General features: G+C 65.5%; 25 protein-coding genes. 2 read left to right on the top strand and 23 right to left on the bottom strand.

From position 1 onward, the window contains the following. Positions 1-155 precede the first annotated feature (155 nt). From pnp to rimP, 8 genes are all read right to left on the bottom strand, one after another. The gene (gene pnp, locus ACFFWD_RS01330; protein ID WP_376960650.1) at positions 156-2,312 is read right to left on the bottom strand and encodes a polyribonucleotide nucleotidyltransferase; all 2,157 of its coding nucleotides are present in this window, start codon (positions 2,310-2,312) and stop codon (positions 156-158) included. A gap of 317 nt (positions 2,313-2,629) precedes the next feature. Continuing rightward, a complete protein-coding gene (rpsO, locus tag ACFFWD_RS01325; protein WP_066504937.1) occupies positions 2,630-2,899 on the bottom strand; it encodes a 30S ribosomal protein S15 in 270 nt (89 codons plus the stop codon). Between the two features lie 2 nt (positions 2,900-2,901). Beyond that, positions 2,902-4,011: a tRNA pseudouridine(55) synthase TruB gene (gene truB / locus ACFFWD_RS01320; RefSeq protein ID WP_376960647.1), complete on the bottom strand. Its 1,110-nt coding sequence runs from the start codon at positions 4,009-4,011 to the stop codon at positions 2,902-2,904. Continuing rightward, positions 4,011-4,421 (bottom strand): 30S ribosome-binding factor RbfA, encoded by a 411-nt coding sequence (rbfA, locus tag ACFFWD_RS01315; protein ID WP_376960646.1) that lies wholly within the window; start codon positions 4,419-4,421, stop codon positions 4,011-4,013. Before rbfA ends, truB begins: the two co-directional genes overlap by 1 nt. A gap of 153 nt (positions 4,422-4,574) precedes the next feature. After that, positions 4,575-7,241: a translation initiation factor IF-2 gene (gene infB, locus ACFFWD_RS01310; RefSeq protein WP_376960644.1), complete on the bottom strand. Its 2,667-nt coding sequence runs from the start codon at positions 7,239-7,241 to the stop codon at positions 4,575-4,577. Between the two features lie 105 nt (positions 7,242-7,346). Then, positions 7,347-8,027, bottom strand: coding sequence for an RNA-binding protein (locus tag ACFFWD_RS01305; RefSeq protein ID WP_376960642.1), 681 nt, complete (start codon positions 8,025-8,027; stop codon positions 7,347-7,349). 15 nt (positions 8,028-8,042) lie between these two features. Beyond that, positions 8,043-9,653, bottom strand: coding sequence for a transcription termination factor NusA (gene nusA / locus ACFFWD_RS01300; protein ID WP_376960640.1), 1,611 nt, complete (start codon positions 9,651-9,653; stop codon positions 8,043-8,045). Positions 9,654-9,656: 3 nt separating this feature from the next. Then, positions 9,657-10,421 carry a ribosome maturation factor RimP gene (gene rimP, locus ACFFWD_RS01295; RefSeq protein ID WP_376960638.1) on the bottom strand — a complete coding sequence of 255 codons (765 nt, stop codon included), beginning with the start codon at positions 10,419-10,421 and terminating at the stop codon, positions 9,657-9,659. Between the two features lie 335 nt (positions 10,422-10,756). On the opposite strand from rimP, the gene ACFFWD_RS01290 reads away from it, so the two are divergent. Next, positions 10,757-11,830, top strand: a complete 1,074-nt coding sequence (locus ACFFWD_RS01290; protein ID WP_376960636.1) for a DUF2336 domain-containing protein — start codon at positions 10,757-10,759, stop codon at positions 11,828-11,830. A 163-nt stretch (positions 11,831-11,993) separates the two neighbouring features. Continuing rightward, positions 11,994-12,833 (top strand): phytanoyl-CoA dioxygenase family protein, encoded by an 840-nt coding sequence (locus ACFFWD_RS01285; protein ID WP_376960634.1) that lies wholly within the window; start codon positions 11,994-11,996, stop codon positions 12,831-12,833. A gap of 121 nt (positions 12,834-12,954) precedes the next feature. On the opposite strand, the gene trmB is transcribed toward ACFFWD_RS01285, so the two are convergent. From trmB to trpS, 15 genes are all read right to left on the bottom strand, one after another. Next, on the bottom strand, positions 12,955-13,695 hold the full coding sequence (gene trmB / locus ACFFWD_RS01280) for a tRNA (guanosine(46)-N7)-methyltransferase TrmB (RefSeq protein WP_376960632.1): 741 nt from the start codon (positions 13,693-13,695) through the stop codon (positions 12,955-12,957). Beyond that, positions 13,692-14,816 (bottom strand): M20 family metallopeptidase, encoded by a 1,125-nt coding sequence (locus ACFFWD_RS01275; RefSeq protein ID WP_376960630.1) that lies wholly within the window; start codon positions 14,814-14,816, stop codon positions 13,692-13,694. Before ACFFWD_RS01275 ends, trmB begins: the two co-directional genes overlap by 4 nt. Before the next feature lie 108 nt (positions 14,817-14,924). Further along, positions 14,925-15,341: a helix-turn-helix domain-containing protein gene (locus ACFFWD_RS01270; protein WP_376960628.1), complete on the bottom strand. Its 417-nt coding sequence runs from the start codon at positions 15,339-15,341 to the stop codon at positions 14,925-14,927. Between the two features lie 261 nt (positions 15,342-15,602). Next, a complete protein-coding gene (gene lnt, locus ACFFWD_RS01265; protein ID WP_376960626.1) occupies positions 15,603-17,216 on the bottom strand; it encodes an apolipoprotein N-acyltransferase in 1,614 nt (537 codons plus the stop codon). Further along, positions 17,213-18,364, bottom strand: a complete 1,152-nt coding sequence (locus ACFFWD_RS01260) for a hemolysin family protein (protein WP_376960624.1) — start codon at positions 18,362-18,364, stop codon at positions 17,213-17,215. Before ACFFWD_RS01260 ends, lnt begins: the two co-directional genes overlap by 4 nt. 1 nt (position 18,365) lies before the next feature. Continuing rightward, positions 18,366-18,869: an rRNA maturation RNase YbeY gene (gene ybeY / locus ACFFWD_RS01255; protein WP_376960622.1), complete on the bottom strand. Its 504-nt coding sequence runs from the start codon at positions 18,867-18,869 to the stop codon at positions 18,366-18,368. Positions 18,870-18,937: 68 nt separating this feature from the next. Continuing rightward, on the bottom strand, positions 18,938-19,993 hold the full coding sequence (locus tag ACFFWD_RS01250) for a PhoH family protein (RefSeq protein ID WP_376960620.1): 1,056 nt from the start codon (positions 19,991-19,993) through the stop codon (positions 18,938-18,940). A 5-nt stretch (positions 19,994-19,998) separates the two neighbouring features. Further along, positions 19,999-21,387 carry a tRNA (N6-isopentenyl adenosine(37)-C2)-methylthiotransferase MiaB gene (gene miaB / locus ACFFWD_RS01245; RefSeq protein ID WP_376960618.1) on the bottom strand — a complete coding sequence of 463 codons (1,389 nt, stop codon included), beginning with the start codon at positions 21,385-21,387 and terminating at the stop codon, positions 19,999-20,001. 166 nt (positions 21,388-21,553) lie between these two features. After that, complete coding sequence (locus tag ACFFWD_RS01240; protein ID WP_376960616.1) at positions 21,554-22,234, bottom strand: HAD family hydrolase; 681 nt, start codon at positions 22,232-22,234, stop codon at positions 21,554-21,556. Positions 22,235-22,238: 4 nt separating this feature from the next. Beyond that, complete coding sequence (locus tag ACFFWD_RS01235; RefSeq protein WP_376960614.1) at positions 22,239-22,691, bottom strand: Fur family transcriptional regulator; 453 nt, start codon at positions 22,689-22,691, stop codon at positions 22,239-22,241. A gap of 53 nt (positions 22,692-22,744) precedes the next feature. Then, complete coding sequence (rimI, locus tag ACFFWD_RS01230; protein WP_376960612.1) at positions 22,745-23,230, bottom strand: ribosomal protein S18-alanine N-acetyltransferase; 486 nt, start codon at positions 23,228-23,230, stop codon at positions 22,745-22,747. A 10-nt stretch (positions 23,231-23,240) separates the two neighbouring features. Further along, the gene (gene tsaB / locus ACFFWD_RS01225; protein WP_376960610.1) at positions 23,241-23,936 is read right to left on the bottom strand and encodes a tRNA (adenosine(37)-N6)-threonylcarbamoyltransferase complex dimerization subunit type 1 TsaB; all 696 of its coding nucleotides are present in this window, start codon (positions 23,934-23,936) and stop codon (positions 23,241-23,243) included. Between the two features lie 88 nt (positions 23,937-24,024). Then, complete coding sequence (locus ACFFWD_RS01220; RefSeq protein ID WP_376960608.1) at positions 24,025-24,594, bottom strand: NifU family protein; 570 nt, start codon at positions 24,592-24,594, stop codon at positions 24,025-24,027. Positions 24,595-24,771: 177 nt separating this feature from the next. Next, the gene (locus ACFFWD_RS01215) at positions 24,772-25,266 is read right to left on the bottom strand and encodes a universal stress protein (protein WP_376960606.1); all 495 of its coding nucleotides are present in this window, start codon (positions 25,264-25,266) and stop codon (positions 24,772-24,774) included. 256 nt (positions 25,267-25,522) lie between these two features. Further along, on the bottom strand, positions 25,523-26,575 hold the full coding sequence (trpS, locus tag ACFFWD_RS01210) for a tryptophan--tRNA ligase (protein ID WP_376960604.1): 1,053 nt from the start codon (positions 26,573-26,575) through the stop codon (positions 25,523-25,525). Positions 26,576-26,601: the final 26 nt, after the last annotated feature.

The following is a 26,601-nucleotide window of genomic DNA, read 5'->3' as shown; positions in this document are numbered from 1 at the left end:
ACCACCTGCCCAAACACACAGCAATGCTTCAATTTCTGGGTTTTTCAGCAGACTGCTAGAAGATTAGCTAGCGCTGGAAGAAACGAAGAAACAGGCAGGCAGAAATAAAAAGGCGGCCGAAAAGGCCGCCCTCTTGTTCGCTGCGCAAGCGCGCCTTACTCGCCGGCGGCCTCGCGTGGGGCCGGCGCGTCGGGCTTCTGCTTGGCTTCGAGGTCCTCGCCGGTCTGCTGATCGACCGCCTTCATCGACAGGCGGGTCTTGCCGCGGTCGTCGAAGCCGAGCAGCTTGACCTTGACCTTGTCGCCTTCCTTGACGACGTCGGAGGTCTTCTGCACGCGGCTGGCGGCGAGCTGGCTGATGTGGACGAGACCGTCCTTGGCGCCGAAGAAGTTCACGAAGGCGCCGAACTCCATCACCTTGACGACCGTGCCGTCGTAGATCTGGCCGACTTCCGGATCGGAAGCGATCGACTTGATCCACTTGATCGCGGCCTTCATTGCCTCGCCGTCGTTGGAGGCGACCTTCACGGTGCCGTCGTCCTCGATGTTGACCTTGGCGCCGGTCTTCTCGACGATCTCGCGGATCACCTTGCCGCCGGTGCCGATCACTTCGCGGATCTTGTCGGTGGCGATCTTGAAGGTCTCGATGCGCGGCGCGTATTCGCCGAGCTCGGCGCGCGCCGCGGTCAGGGCCTTGGCCATCTCGCCGAGAATGTGGATGCGCCCTTCCTTGGCCTGGCCAAGCGCAACCTTCATGATCTCCTCGGTGATGCCCTCGATCTTGATGTCCATCTGCAGCGAGGTGATGCCCTGGTCGGTGCCGGCGACCTTGAAGTCCATGTCGCCGAGATGATCCTCGTCGCCGAGGATGTCCGACAGCACCGCGAAGCGCTTGTCCTCGAGGATCAGGCCCATCGCAATACCCGCGGTCGGCCGCTTCAGCGGCACGCCGGCGTCCATCAGCGCCAGCGAGGCGCCGCAGACCGAGGCCATCGACGACGAGCCGTTCGATTCGGTGATCTCGGAGACCACGCGGATCGTGTACGGGAACTCGTGGTGCGGCGGCAGCACCGGATGGATCGCGCGCCAGGCGAGCTTGCCGTGGCCGATCTCGCGGCGCTTGGTGCCGCCGAGGCGACCGGTTTCACCGACCGAGTAGGGCGGGAAGTTGTAGTGCAGCAGGAACGTCTCCTTGTACGTCCCCGACAGCGCGTCGACATACTGCTCGTCCTCGCCGGTGCCGAGCGTGGTCACGACCATCGCCTGGGTCTCACCGCGGGTGAACAGCGCCGAGCCGTGGGCGCGCGGCAGCACGCCGGCTTCCGCGACGATGTTGCGTACGGTCTTGACGTCGCGGCCGTCGATGCGCTTGCCGGTGTCGAGGATGTTCCAGCGGACGATCTTGGCCTCGAGCTCCTTGAACACGTCGGCGACGCGCAGCTTGTCGAATTTCGGCTCCTGCCCTTCCGGGAAGAAGTGCGCCAGCACCTTCTCCTTGACGGCGCCGACGGCGGCGTAGCGTTCCTGCTTGACCGGGATCGCATAGGCCTTGCGCAGGTCCTGCTCGGCGAGCGCGAGCATTTCCTTCTCGATCTCCGAATTGTCGATCGGCGTGACTTCGCGCGGCTCCTTCGCGGCCTTCTCGGCGAGCTCGATGATCGCGTTGATGACCGGCTGGAAGTGGCGGTGGCCGAACATGACCGCGCCGAGCATCACGTCTTCGTTGAGCTCTTTCGCTTCCGATTCCACCATCAGCACGGCGTCGGCGGTGCCGGCGACGACGAGGTCGAGCTGGGTCTCGGTCATCTCGTCCAGCGTCGGGTTGAGCACGTATTCGTCATTGGCGAACCCGACGCGGGCAGCGCCGATCGGGCCCTTGAACGGCACGCCGGACAGCGTCAGCGCGGCGGAGGCCGCAACCATCGCCAGAATGTCCGGATCGTTCTCCATGTCGTGCGACAGGGTGGTGATGATCACCTGGGTCTCGTTGCGCCAGCCGTCGACGAACAGCGGACGGATCGGGCGGTCGATCAGGCGGGAGACCAGCGTCTCCTTTTCGGTCGGGCGTCCTTCGCGCTTGAAATAGCCGCCGGGGATGCGGCCCGCGGCATAGGCCTTCTCCTGGTAGTCGACGGTGAGCGGCAGGAAGTCGACGCCTTCGCGCGGCGCCTTCGCCGCAACGACGGTGGCGAGCACCACTGTCTCGCCATAGGTTGCCAGCACGGCGCCGTCGGCCTGGCGCGCGATCTTGCCGGTTTCAAGCTTGAGGGGACGTCCACCCCAGTCGATCTCGACGGAATGAGTATTGAACATTTCGGTCTTCTTTCATGGTTTCGCGAAAGCACGGCGCCGCAAAAGGCAAAGACCATGCGCAAGACGGCTGGCCACTGACGCAATCGGGCGGTCAGTATCCGGCGATCCTGCCATGGTCTTTGAATTTCGGATGGCGTCCATCCTTTCGGTCATCTGGGCATCTTGCCCCGTCCAGCGGCCGGATTGCTGCTGGACGCTCTTGCGCATGGCCTGTTCGCCATGCAGTGCGCATGATCGTCTTTCGACAATTCGAAAGTCCGGATCGATCCCGGAAGATCATGCGAAAACGCGCGCGAACCGCGCGCGTACTTCCGATATCAACGACGGATGTTGTGCTTCTCGAGCAGTGCCTTGTAACGCGCCTCGTCCTTCCTCTTGATGTAGTCGAGAAGGGAACGGCGCGTCGACACGAGCTTCAGGAGGCCGCGGCGTGAATGATTGTCCTTCACGTGGGACTTGAAGTGCTCGGTGAGGTTGTTGATGCGTTCCGACAGGATCGCGACCTGGACCTCGGGCGAGCCGGTGTCGCCGGCTTTGGTGGCATTCGTCTTGATGACTTCCGCTTTGCGTTGCGCGGTAATCGACATCGTCAATTGCTTCCATTGTTGCGAGTCGGACTGGCAGTCAGTCCGCTCAGGTTGAAAACGCGCTTGGGGATGAGTTCGCCATTGCCAATTTCGGCAAGCGCGAGAAGTCGGCCTGCCACCGTGACATAGACTGTGCCGCTACTATTGGGCGCATCCCGTCCGCGCAACAAAACGGCTTGGCCCCGATGGAGCCTTGCCGCATCAGCCCGTGTGACGGCCAGTGCCGGGATGTCGTCCAGCGCGGTCTCAACGGGCAAAAGCGCGTCGGCGAGGCTGCCCTCGCCAGACGCGGCTCTATTGCATAAAGCCTCCAACTGTTCCAGCGGAATCATGTCCCGCTCGGTAAACGGACCGACAATGGTCCGCCTGAGCGCGCTGATATGGCCGAAACAGCCCAAAATCCGGCCCATATCGCGGGCCAGCGCCCGCACATAGGTTCCCTTGCCGCACTCGGCCTCGAACACGGACTGGCCGTTATCTCCATGTTCTACAAGGATTAATTCGTGAATCTCGACCGGGCGGGGCTTCAGCTCCACGGTCTCGCCGTCACGCGCCAGATCATAGGCGCGCTCGCCCTGGACCTTGATCGCCGAATATTGCGGCGGGACCTGCTCGATTGTTCCCGTGAAGCGGGGCAGGAGTTCGCGGATCGAATCGGCCGTTGGCCTGGCTTCGCTGGTTTTCACCACCCGCCCCTCGGTGTCGTCGGTGTCGCGCTCCTCGCCCCATGAGACCGTGAAGCGGTAGCGTTTGCGGCCGTCCATCACGAACGGGACGGTCTTGGTGGCCTCGCCGAGCGCGATCGGCAAGCCCCCGGAGGCGAGCGGATCGAGCGTGCCCGCATGGCCGGCCCGCTTGGCCTGGAACAGGCGCTTGAGCACGGCGACCGCGTGCGTCGAAGTCATGCCGATCGGCTTGTCGAGCACGACCCAGCCGTGCACGTCGCGCTTGTCGCGGCGCGGCTGCTGATTCTGCTTTCCCTGCTTCTGGCGCGGATCGTTGTTGACGCGCCGCGCCTCGTCGCTGCGCTTCTCTGAAAAAATATTCGCGTCAGCGTCGCGCGCGTCGGCATTCTGCGCGTCGATCACGCCGTTCGTCGTCGTCACAATCATCACTCGTCGTCCGATTCGGGTGTGAGGTCTCTTTGCACCGCAGGTGTTCGCAGTAATTTCTCGATACGTTCCGCTTCGTCGAATCGCTCATCGACGCGGAAGCGAATGTCAGGTGCAAATTTCAGGTTAACGCGGTGCGCGATCTCGCCGCGCAGGAATTTCTTGTTGCGCTCGAGCGCTGCGATCACGACGTCGGTGTCGCGTCCACCGAGCGGCATCACGTAGATCGTGGCGAGCTTCAGGTCCGGCGACATACGCACCTCGGGAACGGTGATGATGTGGCCTTCGAGATCGGGATCGTGCACGTCACCGTGCGACAGAATATCGGCAACCGCATGGCGAACCGTTTCGCCGACGCGCAGCTGACGTTGCGAGCCACCTGGTGTGGAACTCTTCTTCTGACGGGGCATGTTCTTCTTCCAAAACCGTCGCGCCCGCGGACCAAGCCACGGGCATCAATGTCCTAGCTTTTCAATTCAGACAATGCGCGGGCGGCCGGACCAGGTCCGGCTACGCCGTGGCATTTTCAGTCAAAAGAACCCAGGCGCTCGTAAGACTTGGACTTACAGAGAGCGCTGGATCGTCTCGATGCGATAGCACTCGATCACGTCGCCGACACGCATGTCGCCGTAGTTCTCGAACGCCATGCCGCACTCCTGGCCGGCGACCACTTCCTTCACTTCATCCTTGAAGCGCTTCAGCGTCGAGAGCTTGCCCTCGTGCACCACGACGTTGTCGCGGATCAGGCGAACATTGGCGCCGCGCTCCACGGTCCCGTCGGTGACGCGGCAGCCCGCGACCTTGCCGACCTTGGAAATGTTGAACACTTCCAGGATCTGCGCGTTGCCCAGCATGGTTTCGCGCAGCGTGGGCGCGAGCAGGCCGGACATCGCCTTTTTGATGTCATCCACGAGATCGTAGATGATGTTGTAGTAGCGGATCTCGATGCCGTTGCGCTTGGCTGCGGCCGCCGCTTCCTTGTTGGCGCGGACGGAGAAGCCGATGATCGCGGCATTGAAGCCTTCCGCGAGCGTGACGTCGGATTCGGAGATGCCGCCGACGCCTGCATGCAAGATGCGCGCGGCGACTTCGTCGGTGCCGAGCTTCTCCAGCGAGCCCAGGATCGCTTCCAGCGAGCCCTGCACGTCGGCCTTCACGATCAGCGGGAATTCCTTGCGGCCCGCAGTCTTGAGCTGCGACATCATCTGCTCGAGCGAGCCACGCATGCCCGAGATCGAGGCGGCAGCGTTCTCGCGCTTCTGGTGCGCACGGTAGCTCGTGACCTGGCGGGCGCGGGCTTCGTTCTCGACCACGGCGAGGCGGTCGCCGGCTTCCGGCGGGCCGTTGAAGCCGAGCACTTCGACCGGCACGGACGGGCCGGCCTCGTCCAGGTTCTCGCCCTGATCGGAGATCAGCGCGCGGACGCGGCCCATCTCGGCGCCGGCCACGATGATGTCGCCGACGCGCAGCGTGCCGCGCTGGACCAGCACGGTCGCGACCGGACCACGGCCGCGATCGAGCTTGGCCTCGATCACGGTGCCTTCCGCCGGACGCTGCGAATTGGTCTTCAGGTCGAGGATTTCGGCCTGCAGCGCGATCATCTCGAGCAGCTTGTCGAGATTGGTCTTGTTCTTGGCCGAGACCTCGACGTCGACAACGTCGCCGCCGAGCGACTCGACCTGCACCTCATGCTGCAGCAGTTCGGTGCGCACGCGCTCCGGCCTCGCATCGGGCTTGTCGATCTTGTTGATCGCCACGATCATCGGCACCTTGGCCGCCTTGGCGTGATTGATCGCCTCGACCGTCTGCGGCATCACGCCGTCGTCGGCCGCGACCACCAGCACCACGATGTCGGTGACCTTGGCGCCGCGCGCACGCATCGCCGTGAAGGCGGCGTGGCCGGGCGTATCGATGAAGGTGATCTTGGTGCCGGTTTCCGGCGAGAGCACCTGGTAGGCGCCGATATGCTGGGTGATGCCACCGGCTTCGCCTGACACCACGTTGGCGTGGCGCAGCGCGTCGAGCAGCGAGGTCTTGCCGTGGTCGACGTGGCCCATGACGGTGACCACTGGCGAGCGCGGCTCGGTGTCGGTGGAATCGTCGACAACGTCGAACAGGCCCTCTTCAACGTCGGAGGCGGCGACACGCTTGACGGTGTGGCCGAGCTCTTCGGCGATCAGTTGCGCGGTATCGGCGTCGATCACGTCGGTGATCTTGTGCATCGCGCCCTGCTTCATCAGCATGCGGATGACGTCGACCGCGCGTTCCGACATGCGGTTGGCGAGTTCCTGGATCGTGATCGCTTCCGGGATCGTGACTTCGCGAATCAGCTTTTCCTTCTGTTCGTTTGCCGAATGACCCTTCAGGCGCTGGGTGCGGCGGCGGAACGAGGCGATCGAACGCTCGCGCACGTCGTCGGCGTTGAGCGCGGTGACGACGGTGAGGCGTCCGCGCTGCTTCTGCGGGCCGGGCTTGTGGGTGGTCTTCGGCGCGGCCGCGGGACGCACGGCGCCGCCGGGACGACGCACCAGACGCGGACCTTCATCTTCGTCCGCCTCGGCGGCAACCGCCGGCGGCCTCGGCGCGGAGGCCGGGGTGCGCGCGGGCGTTGCTGTCGTGGTCCGGGCCGGTGCAGACGTGGTTGCAGGTTTTGCCGCAGGGGCCGCCGGTGCTCCCGGCTTCGCCTCGGCTTCGCCAAAGCGGCGCTTGGCCTCGACCTCGGCCTTGCGCTTGGCCTCCTCTTCGTGGCGATGGCGCTCTTCCTCGGCCTTGCGGCGGGCTTCCGCGGCCTCGCGTTCCGCCTTCTCGATCGCCTCGCGGCTGGCGCGGCGCTTGGCTTCCTCTTCGGCCTGGCGGCGCTCCTCGATGTCGCGCTGCCGGGCGTCGGCAAGCGCGCTGGCGCGCGCAGAGCGTTCGTCCTCGGTCAGGCTGCGCAGCACGACGCCCGATCCGGCGTTGCGCTGGGGCTGGCCTGCCGGGCCACCGGGGCGGCCGAGCGGCGGCTTGGGGGCGGGTGCGGCCGGCTTGGCGGCCGCCGGTTCCGGCGCATGGGTCTCGGTGGGGCCGTCGCCGCCGATGCGGCGCTTGCCGCGCTTCTCGACCACGACCTGCTTGGTCCGGCCATGGCTGAAGCTCTGGCGCACGGTGCCCGTCTCGACGCGCGGCTTGAGCGTCAAGGTCTTGGTCGGAACACTCAGAGTCTTGTCGCCAGGGGTTTTGGTATCAACCATTCAGCAGTCCTAATCTCGTTTCGCTGTGCGTCCCCGCACAAATCCTTCAACGTCGTCTTTTGTTGAGCGTGATCCTGTCGGAAAGGCGGTATCCGCCTTCCCGGGTCATGCTCTGGAATTTCTGGCCGCTTCGGCGGTCTTGTCGGCGTCGGCCATCCGGTATCGGACCAGCATCTGGCAGCGCGACAGGAACGTCTTGCTCGCCGGGCCCGCGAGCAGCGCAGCATGTATCACATTTGACCGCCCAAGTGCCAAATCCAATTCTGCCGACGTCAAAACATTGACGACGGCGATTACCGGGGATTCACCACGTTTTTGGTCCCTTTGGCGCAGGATCGCGTCCAATTTGCGGATTCCGTCCGCCGCACCGTCGGTGGCGTGGATCAGGGCCGTGAATTCGCCCCCCTTGAGCGCGTCCTCGACCTTGCCGAAGCCTGAGACGACCTGGCCGGCCTTGGCAGCCATCGCCAGCGCCTCGATCGCGCTGCGCACCAGCAAAGCCTCGGTATCGGAGGGGAGGGTCGGCGCGACACGGACATCGCGCTTGAATCCCTTGCTAAATTGGTGACGGCGGACGGCTTCCGCAACGCTTCGGCGCGACGCGGAAACCCACATTCCGCGGCCGGGCAGCTTACGCTTGATGTCGGGAATCACCTCGCCCGAAGGCGCGACGACGAACCGGATCAGCTCGTCGATCGGACGCACCTCGCGGCTGACCGCGCACATCCGCGAGGTCGCGGATTTCCGCGGCCCATCGTCGAGGTCGGGGTCAGCCTGAGCGAGCATCCGGTGGCCATCTCCTTACGCCGTCTGTTCTTCGGCGGCCTCAGCCTCGGCCGCCGGCTTGGCGAGGTCGGCCTCGGTGATCCAGCCGGCCTTGAGGCGGGCCTGCATGATCATGGCCTCGGCGTCGTCGCGCGAGATCTCGATGCCGTCGAGGAAGCCGGCATGCTTGGTCGGCTCGCCGCCGTCCTTGCGCTCGGTCCAGCCGACCAGATCGTCGGTGGCGCAGCCGGCGAGGTCTTCGACGGTCTTCACGTCGTTCTCGCCGAGCTTCACCAGCATCTTCGAGGTCATGCCGGGAACCGTCGTCATGGCGTCGTCGACGCCGAGTTCCTTGCGCTTGGCCTCCAGCTCGGCCTCGAGCCGCTCCAGATATTCGCGGGCGCGGGTCTGCAACTCGTTGGCGGTCTCCTCGTCGAAGCCCTCGATGCCGGCGAGTTCCTTGACGTCGACCAGCGCGAGTTCCTCGACCGAGGTGAAGCCTTCGGAGGCGAGCAGCTGGCCGACCACCTCGTCGACATTCAGCGCTTCCATGAACACGCGGGTCGAATTCTCGAAGTCGGCCTGACGGCGCTCCGACTCCTCCTGCTCGGTCAGGATGTCGATATCCCAGCCGGTGAGCTGCGAGGCGAGGCGCACGTTCTGGCCGCGGCGGCCGATCGCCAACGAGAGCTGGTTGTTGGTGTCGGGAACCACGACCTCGATGCGCTCGCGGTCCTCGTCGATCACGACCTTGGCGACTTCGGCCGGCGCGAGCGCGTTGACGACGAAGGTCGCGATATCGGGCGACCACGGGATGATGTCGATCTTCTCGCCCTGCAGCTCGTTGACCACGGCCTGCACGCGCGAGCCGCGCATGCCGACGCAGGCGCCGACCGGATCAACCGAGGAGTCGCGCGAGATCACGCCGATCTTGGCGCGCGAGCCCGGATCGCGGGCGACCGCCTTGATCTCGACGATGCCGTCGTAGATTTCCGGCACTTCCTGCGCGAACAGCTTCGCCATGAACTGCGGATGGGTGCGGGAGAGGAAGATCTGCGGGCCGCGGGTCTCGCGGCGGACGTCGAAGATGTAGGCGCGGACGCGGTCGCCGTTGCGGAACACCTCGCGCGGCAGCATCTCGTCGCGGCGCACAATGGCCTCGCCGCGGCCGAGGTCGACAATCACGCTGCCATATTCGACGCGCTTGACGACGCCGTTGACGATGTCGCCGATGCGGTCCTTGAATTCCTGGTACTGCCGGTCGCGCTCGGCCTCGCGCACCTTCTGCACGATCACCTGCTTGGCGGATTGCGCGGCGATGCGGCCGTATTCCAGCGGCGGCAGGGTGTCGGCGATGGTGTCGCCGACCTGGGCCCCCGGATTGGCGCGCTGCGCGTCCGCCAGCGAAATCTGGTTCGAGGCGTTCTCGACGACATCGACCACCAGCATGTGGCGCGACAGGCGAAGCTCGCCCTTCTTGGCGTCGATCTCGGCGTGGACGTCGGTCTCGCTGCCGTAGCGGGCGCGAGCGGCCTTGGCGATGGCGTCTTCCATCGCCGCGATCACGATGGAGCGGTCGATCGACTTTTCGCGCGCAACTGCGTCTGCGATCTGCAGCAGTTCGAGTTTGTTGGCGCTGACTGCCATGGCTTAGTCTCCTTCGGTAGGATCGATCTCGCCTCGGCGCGCGCGCTCGGCGGCCAGGCGGTGTTTCTTGGTGTTGGTCGGGGCCGGTTTCTTGCCGGGCTTGGCCTTCGGCTTCTGGCTTTTGGCCGGATCGCTGTTCTTCGCGTGCGCCGGCTGCGGCGGCGCAAGCCCGAGCTCGCGGCGCAATTCGCGCTCGGCGGCCTTGCCGCGGCGCATCGATTCCGCGATCAATTCGTCGGTTAGCACCAGCCGCGCATCGGAAATGTCCTCCATCACCAGCAGGACCTCGGCGTCTTCGTCGGTGCGCGGGTCGTCGCGCTTAATCCGAACGGCGTCGCCTTCGACACCGGCGAGCGTGCCGCGGAACCGCTTGCGGCCCTGATGCGCCACTGCCATCTCGATCTTCACGAGGTGGCCGGCAAAGCGCTCGAAGTCGGAGCGGCGCACCAGCGGCCGGTCGATTCCCGGCGATGATATCTCGAGTCGGTAGGCGCGGTCGATCGGATCGGCGACATCGAGCACCGGCGACAGCGCGCGCGAGATCGCCTCGCAATCCTCGATCTGCATCGAGCCGTCAGGCCGTTCCGCCATGATCTGCACCGTGCAGCCGGCCTCGCCCGAGACCTTGATCCGCACCAGCCGATAGCCCATGCCCTGCAGCACCGGCGCGGCCACAGCCGCGACGCGCGCCGCCACGCCCGGCTCGACGACGAGCCGCGGCTCGGCGAGCAGTTCGGCGTCCACGGACGAGGCGGTTGGAGCGGTCATAGGCAGTGTCACGGGCGAATTGGGGTCTTCTCTGTCGTGTTGGTCGGCCGGCCTTAAGGGACCGGTAACGCTACCCAAACGGGACCCGGTCGGCTTGGGTCCCTTCAGGTAATAAAAAAGAGCGGGTCCCGAAGGGCCCACTCTCAATACGCGATCGTATGAGAACCATAAGTTGCTGCCGATATAGCGCTTTTGCCATGACCCGGCAAGGCCTGTGGGCCGCGGATGCATGATTTTGCGGGCCGTTCCCGGGGGCGGGCGGTCTAACCCTTCGTTCACGAACGGGACCTAGATTGCCCCAAAAACCGGCAGGAATGGCCGGTATGGACAGGCGTATGACGACAGCCCCGGCGCTGATCCCGGAACTCGATGATATCGTCCGACGCGGCGACCCGAAGCGCCGTGCCGATGCCGCACGACGGATCAGCGAGCTATTCCTGCAGGGCGCGGCGAATTTCCGCGCCGATCACGTCGACCTGTTCGACGGCGTGCTGACCTCGCTGGTCCCGCATGCCGAGCTGGCGGCACGTATCGACCTCGCTGAGCGGCTCTCGCTGCTGGCCAATGCGCCGCGGCACCTCGTCGGCCAGCTTGCGCATGAGGATGAGATCGCCATTGCCGGTCCGCTGCTCCGCCGCTCGCCGGTGATCGACGAGCGGGCGCTGATCGAAATCGCCAACGAAAAGGGCCAGGGCCATCTGCTCGCCATGGCCGAGCGGCCGAAGCTTTCCATCGGACTGACCGATGTCCTCGTCCGCCGCGGCGACCGCGACGTGATCCGTTGTGCGGCCGGCAATGCCGGCGCCGCCTTCTCGGACGATTCGTTCTCGACACTGATCAGTCGCGCCAACATGGACGGCGTGCTGACGCTGAAGATCGGCCGGCGTGACGATCTTCCGCCCGAGCATCTGAAGAGCCTGCTCGCCGGTTCGATCGATGTGATCCGGCGGCGCCTGCATGACGTGGTCAAGCCGGAGCGGCAGGCGGAGATCAAGAGGGCGCTGAACGAAATCGACGGGATCACCGAGCATGTCCCGGGCGGCCGCGACTTTGCGCCGGCGCAGCGCACGATCCTGGCGCTGCATCGCGCCGGCGGGCTCAACGAGGCCGCGCTGCTCGAGTTCGCCAAGGCCTTCAAATACGAAGAGTGTGTCGCGGCGCTTGCCGCAATGACCGGCGTCAAGATCGCGACGCTCGACCGCCTCATTACCGGCGACCGTTACGATCCGATCCTGATCGCGAGCAAGACCATCGGCCTCGAATGGGTGACCGTGCGCGCGCTGATCCTGATGCGGCTCGGCCCCAACCGCGTCGTGGCGCCGGCGGATATCGAGGGCGCGCGGGTGAATTTTGCTCGCCTGATGCCGTCGACCGCGCAGCGCGTCGTGGACTTCTGGAAGTCGCGGTAGGCGCGAATCGTACGCGCCGCGACGGCCCTCTCGAAAATTCCGCTGCGGGGAAAGTCCTGTCGTCCGTCCGCATGCGCCTGCGACGCGCAGGCACTTCCCCATCGGCGATCGACGCAGCTATGCTTCCCGCAAGGCGCGACACAGCGCCACTAGGGAAATCGACATGCTGACAGAAGCAGACATTCAAGCGCACGCCGATCGGATTCGCGACGACGGATACACCGTGATCGAGCGGGCCGCATCGCCTGAACTGGTGGAGGGATTGAAGGAGGCCGTGCTGCGCATCGAGCGCGAGCACAGTCTCGGCCTCGCGAAGACCTCGTTCGAAGGCTTCAAGACGCTGCGCATCAACAACCTCCTGACCTATGACGATCTGTTCTGGGAGGTGCCGCTGCACGAGAACGTGCTGCCGGTGGTCGAACGCGTGCTGGACCGGGAATGCCTGCTGTCGTCGTTCTGCTCGCTGGTGCTTGGTCCCGGCCAGGAGGCGCAGCCAATTCACGAGGACACTCAGCTGATCCCGCTGCCGCGGCCGCACATTCCGATCACGATCAACGCGATCTGGGCGCTGACCGATTTCCGCGACGACAACGGCGCGACGCGGATCATCCCGGGCAGCCACAAACTCCCGTCTTCGCCGGAATACGGCAAGGATTATGACGCCGTCACCGCGACCATGCCTGAAGGCAGCGTGATGCTGTTCGACAGCGCGCTGTGGCATGGCGGCGGCGCCAATGTTAGCGACGCGAGGCGCTTTGCCTTCTCTTGCGCCTATTGCTGGGGCTGGATGCGCCAGCAGGAAAATCTGCAGCTCGGCATTCCCCGCGAAACCGCCGCGCGCTTTCCGCGCCGCCTGCAGGAGCTGTGCGGCTACAGCGTCTACAAGGGACAGTTCGGCCACATCGACAACCACGATCCGATCGAGCTGCTCGGCCGCGAGCGCGGAAAACGCATGGTGTGGGAAGCAACCGACGTGAAGAAGGCGCGGATGGCTGGGCAGTAACCGTCGTCGTCATGGCCGGGCTTGACCCGGCCATCCAGGTCTTTCCCTCCGCGCGACATCAAAGACGTAGATGCCCGGGACAAGCCCGGGCATGACGGGATCGGCGAAATGCGCTCGATATTTAGAGGCGCCTGAATCGCAGATACGCCGCCTTGCGCCCTTCGCGCTCGGCCTTCGCGCCATAGCGCGTCATGGTGTAGTCCGGCCACGGCGATTGCCAGTCGGTCGCCCGCTCGGCGAGCCAGGCGAACTCCGGCGCGCGCATCAGATGCGCCAAGGTCCAGGCGCAATAGTCGTCGATGTCGCTGACGAAGCGGAACTCGCCGCCAGGCTTCAGGATGCGGGCCATCGCCGTGACCGTCGCGTCCTGCACGAAGCGTCGCTTCCAGTGCCGCCGCTTCGGCCAGGGATCGGGATGGATCAGGTCGATGCGCGCGAGCGAACGCGCCGGCGCCCAGGCCAGGAGCTCGGCGGCATCGCCGGCGAACAGCCTGACATTGCGGATGTTGTGCGCCTCGATCTGCGTCAGGATCTTCGCCATGCCGTTGACATAGGGCTCACAGCCGATGAAGCCGGTGTGCGGATAGGCGCGGGCCTCCGCGATCAGATGCTCGCCGCCGCCGAAGCCGATCTCGAGCCTGACATCATCAATGCCGTCAACGAACAGGTCGGCCAATTTGTCCGGCGCAGCGGTGCCGATGTCGAGCGCCAGATGCGGCAGCAGATGGTCGATCAGGTCGGCCTGGTGCGAGCGCAGTTTGTGGCCCTTGCGCCGGCCGAAGAACGAGCCGCGCGAATGTGCGACCGTGCCGTCGTCGGGCAAGGCGTCGTGGTCTTCGCTGTCGGGCGGAGCCGAGATCATCGCAGCGTCTGGTAAAGGCGATGCAGGAGCCGCGCGCGCGGCTCGAGCGACGAGATGTAGAGCTGCTCATAATGCGTATGGGCGCCCTTGCCGTCGACGCCGAGGCCGTCCAGCGTCGCAGTATGCGGCGCGGTGAAATTGCCGTCCGAGCCGCCGCCGGTGAAGACGTCGAGGAGATCGAAGCCGAGCTCGGCGGCAAGCCCCCTGGCGTGCTCGTAGAGCGCAGCGCCAGCATTGGTCTTTTCATAGGGCGGGCGGTTCAGTTCGCCGACCACTTTCACGCTGACGCCCTCGGTGCGCGACGTCAGGCCGAGGATGCGCGGCACGAGGTCTTCGGCGTCGGCCAGCGTCGGCACGCGCAAATCGACTTCCGCGTAAGCCTCTTCCGCGATCACGTTCGGCTTGGTGCCGCCCCTGACGACGCCGACATTGACCGACACGCCGCGCCTGTGATCGTTCATCGCCTCTAGGGCCTGGATCACGTTGCCGAGTTCTCGGATCGCGCTGCGGCCGTCCTCGGGGCGCGTGCCCGCATGCGACGGCACGCCCTTGATGAACACCTCGAAGCGCGCGACGCCCTTGCGTCCGGTGACGATCTTGCCGCCGTCGCGCGCGGGCTCGGTCACCAGCACATATTTGGCCTTCTGCCCCTCGGCCTCGATCAACGCCCGCGAGGTCGGGCTGCCGATTTCCTCATCCGATACGTAGAGCTGGGTGACGCCGAGCGGCGATCGCGCGCCGTTGCTGCAGATCTGCCGGAACGCATGATAGGCGAGATAGGCGCCGCCCTTCATGTCGTAGATGCCGGGGCCGAACGCGCTGTCGCCCTCGACCTTGAACGGCAGCCGCTCGATGAAGCCCATCGGATGCACCGTATCGAGATGGCTCAGCACCAGGATGCCCGGCTCATCCTGTCCCCAGGACGAGCGCGCGACGAGATGATCGCCGAAGCCGTTACGTCCGGCGACCCGTTCCACGGTGACGGGCAGGTCGCGATAGCCCGACGCGACGAGGTCGGCGAGCCTGTTGACCTGGTCGGGCCGCTCCGTCGGCGATTCAATTTCGACCCAGCGGCGGATGCCGTCGAGGATCGTGGCTGCTTCAAACGGGTTATTGGACATGGCTATGGTGGAGCCTATCGGGTTCAATGTTCATGGCGCGCAGCCGCTCGCGCGCGCTGGAATGACATATTCCAGATTTCGCGGTCTCTCAAACCGATACGGCCGGAATCAGGCCTGGTCGGCCGCCTCGCGCGCCGCGATCTGCTCGACCAGTTCCACGATGCTGCGGCGGAGCTTGGCATCGGCGATGCGCGTGAAGGCGCGCGTCAGCGCAAGGCCCTCGGCGGTCGCGAGGAAATCGGCGACATAGGTCGGCGACGAGCCTTCGCTGAAGCCGTCGGCGGTCCGCACCCCGCTCGGGCCGCCGTCGAACAGGAAGGAGACCGGCACTTGCAGGATCTCGGAAATCTGCTGCAGCCGGCTGGCACCGACGCGGTTGGTGCCCTTCTCGTATTTCTGCACCTGCTGAAAGGTCAGCCCGAGCGCCTCGCCCAGCTTTTCCTGGCTCATGCCGAGCATGATGCGTCGCATCCGGACGCGACTGCCGACATATTTGTCAACAGGGTTGGGCGCTTTCGTGGACATCTCCAACTCTCCTAGGGATTGCGCGCCCGGGGGATGAGGCAAGATGGGTGGGGAGTATGCCTCAGGCGCCGGTGCCGTCAAATCCTGCAAGGAGGATCGGGACAAAATGCGGATAATTTGCGCAACGGACTGACGGGACTTTTGATTTCGATTGGGCGCGTACAATGCGAAGCACACGGTCAATCTGTCAACTGGTGGAATCGCGCAGACGGAAATTTCGCCCTTTTTTAGGGCCGGACGACAACCGGCAATATGCAGATATCAGGCCTTTCGCCTGACGAAGCGACGCCGCAGGACGATTGCCAGGGCAACGATCACAATCGCAGCGGCGGGGATGTTCCCAATGCGCGCAAAGATCGTCGGCGCGATCGCCGCCGGCAGGTTGGCGTCCAGCACACCTTCGATGCCGAGCCCGAGCCGCGCGACAAACCGACCCATCGGATCGATCACCGCCGAGATGCCGGTGTTCGCGGCGCGAACCGTCGGCAGCCCTTCCTCGATCGAGCGCAGCCGGGCCTGCTGCAGGTGCTGGTAGGGGCCGGTCGACATTCCGAACCAGCCGTCATTGGTGACGTTGATGATCCAGCCGGGACGGTCGTCGCGGCTGACGAGATTGCCGGGAAAGATCGCCTCGTAGCAAATCAAAGGCAGCGCCCGCGGCGCGTTGGGGATGTCGAGCGTCCGACGGATCGTGCCGGGAATGAAGCCGCCCTGCACCTTGGTGAGCTGCACGAAGCCGAGCTTCTCCATCCACTCCTGGAACGGCAGATACTCGCCGAACGGCACCAGATGCAGCTTGTCGTAGACCGACAGCACGCTGCCGTCGTGGTCGACCACATAGATCGAATTGTAGGCGCGGGTGATGCGGGCGCCGGGCGGCAGGTCGGGCGCACGCACCGAGCCGGTGATCAGAACGGTGCCCCTCGGCAAGAGGTCGGCGATCTGCGCCATCGCATCGGCTTCCCGGGTCAGGAAGAACGGAAACGCCGATTCCGGCCAGATCAGGATGTTGGCATCGCGCACGCCGGTCGATTGCGGGCCGGAGGCCCGATCCGACAGGGTGAGATACTTCTGCATCACCGCCGCCTTGGCGGAGTAGTTGAACTTGGCGTCCTGCTGCAGGTCGGGCTGCATGATGCGCAGCTTGACGTTGGCGACCATCGTGGTCGGCTGCAGCGACAGCCGCACCGCGCCGAACACCAGCATGGTCGCCAGCACGACGAGGGCAATTGCCGGCGTCCGCCACGGCTTGCGTCCGCGCGACGCGCCATCGATCAGCACCGCGGGGCTTGCGAAGATTGCGACCGCGAGGAAGGTCATGCCCCACAGCCCGATCAGCGACGCGGTCTGCGCCAAAGCGAGCGGCTCGCTCAGCGCATAGCCGAACGCATTCCACGGGAACCCGGTCAGGACGTGGCCGCGCAGCCACTCCGCGATCGTGAGACCGACCGCGAGTGCGAGCACGCGTGACGCGTCACGCGGCCAGATCAGCCGCGCCAGCGCGAAGCCGAAGGCGGTGAACAGCGCAAGATAGGCCGGCAGGCCGAGCACCGCGAATGGCGTCAGCCAGGCAAATGTCTGCGCATCGACGAAGAAGGCATAGCCGATCCAGTAAAGCCCGGGCACGAAATAGCCGAGCCCGAACCAGAAGCCGGACAGCGCGGCAGCCGGCACGCCGTGCCAGCGCCCCGCCGCAGCGCCGTCGATCAGCCAGACCGCGACCGGAAAGGTCAGAAACAGCACCGGCCAGGCGTTGAACGGCGCCATCGCCAGCGCCGACAGCGCGCCGGCGAGGAGCGCGATCACCGCACGCTTCCATCCCCAGGTCAGGATGATCGCAAGCCCGGCCGCGCGGAGTTTGTCTGACAGCCTCACTGCGAGCCGGCTCCATCGCTCGATGGAGGCGGGGTGTTGTCATTGGCCTGCGGCGTGCCCGGGTCGGGCGCCTGCTCGTGAGGCTGCTCCTGGGCATGCTCTTGGGCCTGCTCGCGGCGGCGCTCCCGTTCCTTGCGCGGGGCGGGGCGCTCCTTGCGCGTCGAGATCCGCACGCGCTTGACGCGCCGCGGATCGGCGTCGAGCACCTCGACCTCGAAATGGCCCGGCCCCGAGATCACCTCGCCGCGCACCGGCAGGCGGCCGACGAACGACACGAGATAGCCGCCCAGCGTCTCGACCTCCTCGCCGGCCTCACCGGTGACGAAGTCTTCGCCGATCACGGTGCGGACATCGTCGAGGCTCGCGCGGGCATCGGCGATGAAGGAGTTGTCGGCCTGGCGGACGATCGACGGCGGCTCGTCGGAATCGTGCTCGTCGTCGATCTCGCCGACGATCTCCTCGACGATGTCCTCGATCGACACCAGCCCGTCGGTGCCGCCATATTCGTCGACCACCAGCGCCAGATGGATGCGCGAGGCCTGCATCTGCGCCAAGAGGTCGATCGCGCGCATCGATGGCGGAATGTAGAGCAGCTTGCGGATAATATGCGCCTCCGACAGCGGCAGCGCGAGATCGACCGCGCGCAGGTCGAGGCCGGCCGGGAACGGTTTCTTGCGCCGCGTCTTGGTGGTGTCGGTGACGCGCGCTCTTGCGGTCATGAAGGCGAGCAGGTCGCGGATATGCACCATGCCCTCGGGGTCGTCGAGGGTCTCGTTGTAGACGACGAGGCGCGAATGCGCGGCGCTCTCGAACAGGCTCATCAACTCGCCGAGCGGGATGTCGCGCTTGACCGCGACGATGTCGGCGCGGTGCACCATCACGTCGGCGATCCGCCGCTCGTTCAGCGACAGGATGTTGCGCAGCATGGTGCGCTCGATCGCCGAGAAGCCGACATCGTCGGGTGTCGAGGCGTCGAGCACCACCTGCAAATCGTCGCGCACTGAGCCCGGCTTCCAGCCGAACAGCGTGCGGATCGCCCGCATCAGCCAGCCGTCGGCGGTCGGCCGCTGCACCTCGCCCTCGTGCACCACGGCCGGCAAGTTGCGCACGTTGCGCGGATTGTCGTGGGTCGGTTCGGAATCCGGCATGTCAGTCCGTCCGCTCCCGATCCGCGTAGGGGTCGGGAATGCCGAGGTGGCTGAGAATCTCGCGCTCGAGACTCTCCATGTCCTCGGCATCGTCGTCGTTCTCGTGGTCGTAGCCGATCAGGTGCAGGAAGCCATGCACCGCAAGATGGCTCAAATGATGGTTGAACGGTTTCTGTTCGTCGTCGGCCTCCCGCCGCGTCGTCTCATAGGCGATCGCGATGTCGCCGAGCATCCGCGGGGCGTCGTCGGGGCCCAGATTGCCGGTGGGCTGCAGCGCCGGGAACGACAGCACGTTGGTCGGCTTGTCGATGCCGCGCCAATTGCTGTTCAGCGTGCGGATGCCGGCATCGTCCGTCAGCATGACCGCGAGTTCCGCGTCGCCGACATCGGCATCGGCGATCTCGGCCGCCGCCTCGATGGCGCGATAGATCACCGCCTCGGCATCGGGCTCGCCCTGCCAGCAATCGGCAGTGACGAGAACCTCGGTTGCGGGAAACACGGACACGGTCGTTCCAAAATCTGCGTTATGGCCGGAACCCGCTGTCCGCGGGCGCGCGGCCGAAGCTGATGGTTTCAAGGTTTGGCGGTTGCCGGCCGCTGCGGCAATCCCTCATAGGCGGCGACGATGCGCGCCACCAATTCGTGGCGAATGACGTCCTCGGCGGTGAACTGCACCTGGGCGATGCCCTCGACGCCGTTGAGCAGCTTCGTCGCCTCGGCAAGCCCGGAGGCCTGGCCGTGCGGCAGGTCGACCTGCGAGGGATCGCCGGTGACGATCATCCGGCTGTTCTCGCCAAGGCGCGTCAGGAACATCTTCATCTGCATCGATGTCGTGTTTTGCGCTTCGTCCAGGATGATGACGGCGTTGGTCAGCGTGCGGCCGCGCATGAAGGCGAGCGGCGCGATCTCTATCTCGCCGCCCTGCAGCGCGCGCTCGACGACGCGCGAGTCCATCAGGTCGTAGAGCGCGTCATAGATCGGGCGCAGATAGGGATCGACCTTCTCGCGCAGATCTCCCGGCAGGAAGCCGAGCCGCTCGCCGGCCTCGACCGCGGGACGCGACAGGATGATACGATCGACTTCCTTGCGCTCGAACAGCTGCGCGGCATAGGCGACCGCAAGCCAGGTCTTGCCGGTGCCGGCCGGGCCGACGCCGAACACCAGCTCGTGCCGCTTCAGCGCGCGGATATAGGAGTCCTGCGCGGCGGTGCGCGCGCGCACCGGCCGCTTGCGCAGGTTGATCGTCTCGAAGGTCGACTTGGCGGTCTTGTTGTCGAACTCGAACAGCGAGCCCTGCGCGATCACCGCGCGGATCGCGCCTTCGACTTCGCCCTGGTCGAGGTCATGGCCCTCGACCGCCTGCTCATAGAGTGTCTCGAGCACCCGCCGTGCCGCGTCGCAGCCGTCGCGCGAGCCTGCGATGGTGACGTGGTTGCCGCGGGAATCGACGACGACGCCGAGCCGTCGCTCGACCAGCGCGAGATTCTGTCCATAGGGGCCGACGAGGGCCGAAGCGGCGCGATTATCGTCGAAGTCGATGACGACCTGGGTCTCGGGTGGAACTTGCATGTCGCGGTCAGGTTTGCGGCTGGGAGCGAGCGAAGGCGAATCCGATGCGCTTTTGGGCAAGGATTTCAGGCTCCAATGATCATCTGCAAATTGCTGGACGGCGCGGACGCCGCGAGTTCGCCGATCAGGCTGTAGCGCTCGAGGCTGTCGATCCTGACCGGGAGGACCTGGCCGATGATGTCAGGCGACGCCATCACATGGGCGGGCTGCAGGTAGGCGGTGCGGCCGACGATCTGGCCTTCCTTGCGCGCGGTGCGCTCAAACAGCACGTCAACCGTTGTGCCGATCGCAACCCGATTGAAGGCCGATTGCTGGCTGTCGATCAGTTCCTGAAGCCGCCCCAAGCGCTCGTCCATCTCTGCCGCTGACACCGTCTCCCGCATCTCCGCCGCCGGCGTGCCTGGCCGGGGCGAATATTTGAACGAATACGCGGCAGCGTACCCGATTTGCGTGACAAGCGCGAGAGTGGCGCGAAATTCTTCCTCGGTTTCGCCGGGGAAGCCGACAATGAAATCTGATGAAAAAGCAATATCTTGCCGCGCAGCCCGGAAGCGGTCGATGACCCGGCGGTAATCATCGGCGGTATGTTTGCGGTTCATGGCTGCGAGAACCCGGTCGGCGCCGGACTGCACCGGCAGATGCACGAACGGCATCAGTTCGGGCAAATCGCGGTGGGCCGCGATCAGGCTGTCGTCGACGTCGCGGGGATGGCTCGTCGAGTAGCGCAGCCGCGCCACGCCGGGAATCTCGGCGAGCCGCTGTAGCAGCTTTCCGAGCGGCCAGACGCGGCCATCGGGACCGTCGCCGTGATAGGCGTTGACGTTCTGCCCGATCAACGTGATCTCGCGCACGCCGTTCTCGGTGAGCTTCGTGACGTCGTCGATGATCTTTGTGACCGGACGCGAGACTTCGGCGCCGCGCGTATACGGCACCACGCAGAAGGTGCAGAACTTGTCGCAGCCTTCCTGTACCGTGACGAAAGCCGAGATGCCGCGCGAGCGGATCGCGTCCGGCTTCGGCTGCGGCAGGAAGCCGAACTTGTCCTCGACCGGGAATTCGGTTTCCAGCGCGCGGCCGTTTTCCTTGGCGCGCTTCAGGAGCTGCGGCAGATGATGATAGCTCTGCGGCCCCACCACGATATCGACGGTCGGCGCGCGATGGATGATCTCCGCGCCCTCGGCCTGCGCGACGCAGCCGGCCACGGCGATCTTCATCTCGCGGCCCTGGCGCGCAGCCTCGTCCTTGGCGACCCTGAGCCGCCCGAGTTCGGAATAGACCTTCTCCGACGCCTTCTCGCGGATGTGGCAGGTGTTGAGGATCACCAGATCGGCGTCCTCCGCATTCGCGGTCTCGACAAAGCCTTCGCCGGCCAGCGTGTCCACCATGCGCTGCGCATCGTAGACGTTCATCTGGCAGCCATAGGACTTGATGTGCAGCTTGCGCGGCGTCGTCATGGAACCTGGATTTGCGGAATTGCAACGGCGCCATCAGGGCGCCGGGCTCAAATATAGCCTAAAGGGCCGAAAATCCAGCGTTTTGGGCCGTCATTTCCGGGCGCAACCGGAGAGAACGATCCCGGAATCTCGAGAATCCCCGGTACGCGATAGTGGCGATCAGCATTCAGGTCACGAAGGCCTTGGCTTGAACCTGGGCGATCAACCCGGACAATCGGCGCATATCGGCGAAGGTCACCGCCGCCCCCGCGGCGGACAGACCGGCGGCATGGTCCGCCGTGCAGTGGCTGCCGCCATAAAAACCCAGCACGGTCATGCCGGCGGCGCGGGCGCCGGTGACGCCGGGCACGCTGTCCTCGATCACGATGCAGCGCGCAGGATCCGCCCCCATCTGCGCGGCCGCGAACAGGAAGATGTCGGGGGCCGGCTTGCCGCGCTTGACCTGCACGGCGGAGAAAATATGCGGCGCGAGCTGATCGTAGAGCCCGGCGCAGGTGAGGCCGTGGCGGATCTTTTCCGGCGTGCCGCTCGAGGCCACGCATTTCGGCAAGTCCAGCGCCGCTATCGCGTCGCCGACATGGGCGATCGCGTTGAGGTCGTCGGCATAGAAGCTCAGCGTCGCGTGCTTGACCTCCGCCTCGAAATCATCGGGCAATTTGCGGCCGAGCTCGGTCTCGACGATCTGCCGCGCCTCGCGGTCGGATACGCCGAGGAAGCGCTTCAGCACGCCGTCCGGCGTGATCGGATAGCCGTGGCGCGTCAGCGTTTCAGCGTGTGCACGACAGGAGATCACCTCGCTGTCGACAAGCACGCCGTCGCAATCGAAGATGACGAGATCGAATCCCACTCGACTATGACTTGCTATCTTCGTCGAGCGGCACACAATAGAGCTCGAGGCGGTGATCGACCAGCTTGTAGCCGAGCTTGCGGGCGATCTCGGCCTGCAGCTTCTCGATCTCTTCCGAGGTGAACTCGATCACCTTGCCGTCGCGCAGATTGATCAGGTGGTCGTGATGGCTGTCGGGCATCTGCTCGTAGCGCGCGCGGCCCTCGCGGAAATCGTGGCGCTCGATGATGCCGGCGTCCTCGAACAGCTTCACGGTGCGGTACACCGTCGAGATCGAGATCTTGTCGTCGACCGCGACGCAGCGCCGGTACAGCTCCTCGACATCGGGATGGTCCATGGCTTCGGCCAGCACACGCGCGATCACGCGGCGCTGTTCGGTCATGCGCATGCCGGTCGCGGCGCAGCGCGCCTCGATGCCGGTATTCTTCTGCGCAGGCGGGATTTTCACCGTGGTCATGGGTCTTTGGGCCTTGGGCGGCAGAGCGGGGCTGTTCTGCCATCGCGCCGATGTTACGACAAGTCGCGCCGCATCAGAAGCGCGTTCAAATGTTCCCCGCCGGGCTGCTTGTAATAGCGCTCGCGGCGGCCGACGACGCCGAATCCGGCCCATTCGTACAACCGCCGCGCCGGCTGGTTGTTCTCTTCCACCTCTAGGAAGATGGTGCGGATGCCGCGGCCGGCAAGGTGGCCGAGATGGGTCATCAGCAGCTCGCGCGACAGGCCGCGGCCGCGCTGGCCGGCGTCGATTGCGATCGACAAGATTTCGGCTTCGTCCGCCGCCATGCGCGAGACCGCGAAGCCGATGACCTTGCGGCCCTGCCGCAGGCGATGCACCAGCGTGTTGCGTTCGGTCAGCATCGCCTCGAACTCGCCTTCGCCCCAGCCGCGGTGGAAAGACGCGCCATGCAATTGCGCAAGCCGCGCCGCATCGCGCAGGCTTGCGGGTTCGACCGCGGGCGTGCCGCCGCCCCACCATCGTGACATCCAGGCGATCATGGGCAGGTGGTCATGTCGATGGCTGCGCGCTGAGCGGAAGCTGGTCCTTCGGCGGCTTGGCGTCGGGCGCGCGCAGATAGAACGGCCGCGGCGGCGCGCTCCCCGGATCAACCGCTGCGCCGACCCAGGCGACCCAGGCAATATCGGGCGCGGCCTGGGGATTGACCTTGAACGGCGGCGTCGCATCGGCCGGCCAGCGTTCGGCGAGGATGTTGGCGGCGTTGCCGACCAGGTGTAGCGCGCCGTATTGCGCGGCCTCGAGCGCTTCCGCGATCGGCGCCACCTTCGGTTTGATCAGCGGGCTGCCGTCGCCGCTCACCACCTGGAAGTAGACGTGGTCGTGCCGCGCATCGATCGCGGACAGGATCGGGTGGTCGGCGTTCTCGGCGACGACGGGCGCGGCGTAGGCGGCGAGCGTCGTCAGTCCGACCACAGGCTTTTCCGCCGCCAGCGCGATGCCGCGCGCCGCGGAGAGGCCGACCCGCAGGCCAGTGAAACTGCCGGGGCCGGTGGTGACCGCGATGCGATCGAGCGCAGTGAAGGCGATGCCGCTCGCCTGCATCACGCGCGCGATCAGCGGCATCAGCGCCTCGGCGTGGCCGCGCTGCATCGCTTGTGTCTCGATGGCCACGGTCTTGCCTGCAGCGGTGTCGAGCACGGCCGCGGAGCAGGCGTCGAGCGCGGTATCGATGGCGAGGATGATCATGCGAGGGCGAATGGCGAATAGAGAATGGCGAATAGGGAGTTAGAGGAGAACGCTATTCGCCAATCGCCACTCGCCATTCGCCGCTCCATCACATCGGCCGGACTTCCTGCACATCGGGCACAAAGTGCCGCAGCAGGTTCTGAATGCCATGCTGCAGCGTGGCGGTCGATGACGGGCAGCCCGAGCAGGCGCCCCTCATGTTGAGATAGACGATGCCGTCCTTGAAGCCGCGGAAAGTGATGTCGCCGCCGTCATTGGCGACCGCAGGACGCACGCGTGTCTCGATCAAATCCTTGATCTGCGCGACAGTTTCGGCGTCTTCCTCGCGGAAGAACTCGCCTTCCTCATCGCGCGCGTCATCGCTGCCGGCGGTGCCGTCGGCGAGCAGCGGCGCACCGGACATGTAGTGCTCCATGATGGCGCCGAGGATCGCGGGCTTGAGGTGCTGCCAGTCGCCGTCAGCTTTGGTCACGGTGACGAAGTCGGAGCCATAGAACACGCCGGTGATGCCCGGCACGGCGAACAGCCGTTCGGCGAGCGGCGAGCGTGCGGCGGACTCCGCACTCGAGAATTCCATGGTGCCGCTGTCGAGCACGACGCGGCCCGGAATGAATTTCAGGGTGGCGGGGTTGGGCGTGGCTTCGGTCTGAATGAACATCTTACTGTCTCCGGCGTCGCCGGTTCAAGGCCGGCGCGTTGGGTCCTTTATAGCGTTTTCGAGCGGCGGGGATACCCGGTTCCCGCCGGGAAAACGCGTCAACTCAAGGAGTCAAATGGCGATAAAAGCGCCGCGGATCAAGCCGCTAGGCTGCGGTTCCAGGACCGCATCGATGCGTTAGGACAGGGCGTCGATTTCCGCGTCCTTCAGGCTGCCCGGCACGATTGTGACCGGAATCGGGAACGCGCCCATGGTCTTGGCCATGGTGGTGATAATCGGCCCCGGCCCCTCGGGGCCCGGATTGGCCGCCAGCACCAGCATGGCAATGTCGACGTCCTTTTCAATCACGTCGAGGATCTGCTCGGTCGGGTCGCCCTCGCGAATCACCCGTTCCGGCGTAATCGCGGCGATGCCGTTGGCGCGCCCGGCGGCGCGGTCGAGCGCCTCATTGGCGGCTTCCTCGGCCTCGGCGCGCATGATGTCGGCGACACCGAGCCATTGCTGATTCTGGTCCTCGGTCTCGATCACCCGCAGCATCACCACGCCGCCGCCGACCCGAATGGCCCAGCGGCTCGCGTAATAGACCGCGCGGTCCCATTCCGCGGTGTCGTCAACGATGACAAGGCATTTCGGCTGGTGACCCGTCTCGTAGCTGCGTCGCTGGGCGGTCATGCATGTCCCGGTGCTGAACCTACGAGCATGATCCAGCCCCGGAGGGCCGCGCCGGCGCAAAGGGCTGGCGGTTTTCCGAACACATCATGCTCAAACAGGCAGCATGCTGCCACAGTCCCTCTTCGTTTGGGAGAGGGAGCTAGAGCATGATCCGGAAAAGTGTGGAGCGGTTTTCCGACGAGATCATGCTCAAAAAGGTTGGACCGGGATGACGAAGCAGCGTCATCCCGGTCCAAGGTTCCTGTTTCCAACCATGTCAGCGCTGGCGGATGAAGCCGACGATATCCTTGGTGGTGCGCATGGTTTCATCGGCGATCACGCGCGCGCGATTGGCGCCGTCGGCCAGGATCCGGTCGACATGGCCGGGATCGGCGACCAGCCGCTTCATCTCGGAGGCGATCGGCGCCAATTTTGTCACGCAGAGCTCGACCAGAGCGTTCTTGAAGCTGGAGAACTGGCCGCCACCGAAATCCCTCAGCACGTCCTGCTTGCTGATGCCGGCGAGCGCCGCGTAGATGCCGACGAGGTTGTCGGCCTCGGGGCGCGGCTCCAGCCCCTTCTCCTCCGACGGCAGCGGCTCGGGATCGGTCTTCGCCTTGCGGATCTTCTGCGCGATGGTGTCGGCGTCGTCGGTCAGGTTGATGCGCGAATTGTCCGACGCATCCGACTTCGACATCTTCTTGGTGCCGTCGCGCAGGCTCATCACCCGGGTCGCCGGTCCGGTGATCAGCGGCTCCGGCTGCGGGAAGTACAGGCCGTCGGCAAAGCCCTGGGCCTGGATGGAATCGCCAAAATCGTTGTTAAACTTCTGCGCGATATCGCGGGACAGCTCCAGATGCTGCTTCTGGTCCTCGCCGACCGGCACGTGGGTAGCACGATACAACAGGATGTCGGCCGCCATCAGCACCGGGTAGTCGTAAAGACCGACCGAGGCATTCTCGCGGTCCTTGCCGGCCTTCTCCTTGAACTGGGTCATGCGGCTGAGCCAGCCGACGCGCGCGACGCAGTTGAAGATCCAGGTCAGCTCGGCGTGGCCCGCGACCTGGCTCTGGTTGAAGACGATGTGCTTGTTCGGATCGATGCCCGAGGCGATGAAGGCCGCGGTGACCTCGCGGGTGTTGCGGGCGAGCTCGGCCGGCCCGCCCCAGACGTCGACGCCTTGTGTGATCGCGTGCATGTCGACGACGCAATAGATGCAGTTGTGGGTCTGCTGCATCTTCACGAAGTTGACGATGGCGCCGAGATAGTTGCCGAGGTGCAGATTGCCCGTCGGCTGGACGCCTGAGAAAACCCGTTCAACGAACGCCATGGTGTTGGATTCCCGGAAAATGGCCG

Origin of the sequence: Bradyrhizobium erythrophlei (genome assembly GCF_042430365.1) — a bacterium.
GTDB classification, from domain to species: Bacteria; Pseudomonadota; Alphaproteobacteria; order Rhizobiales; family Xanthobacteraceae; genus Bradyrhizobium; species Bradyrhizobium erythrophlei.
The sequence above is the reverse complement of the archived record's forward strand: the minus strand, read 5'-3'. Positions and strand labels throughout refer to the sequence as shown.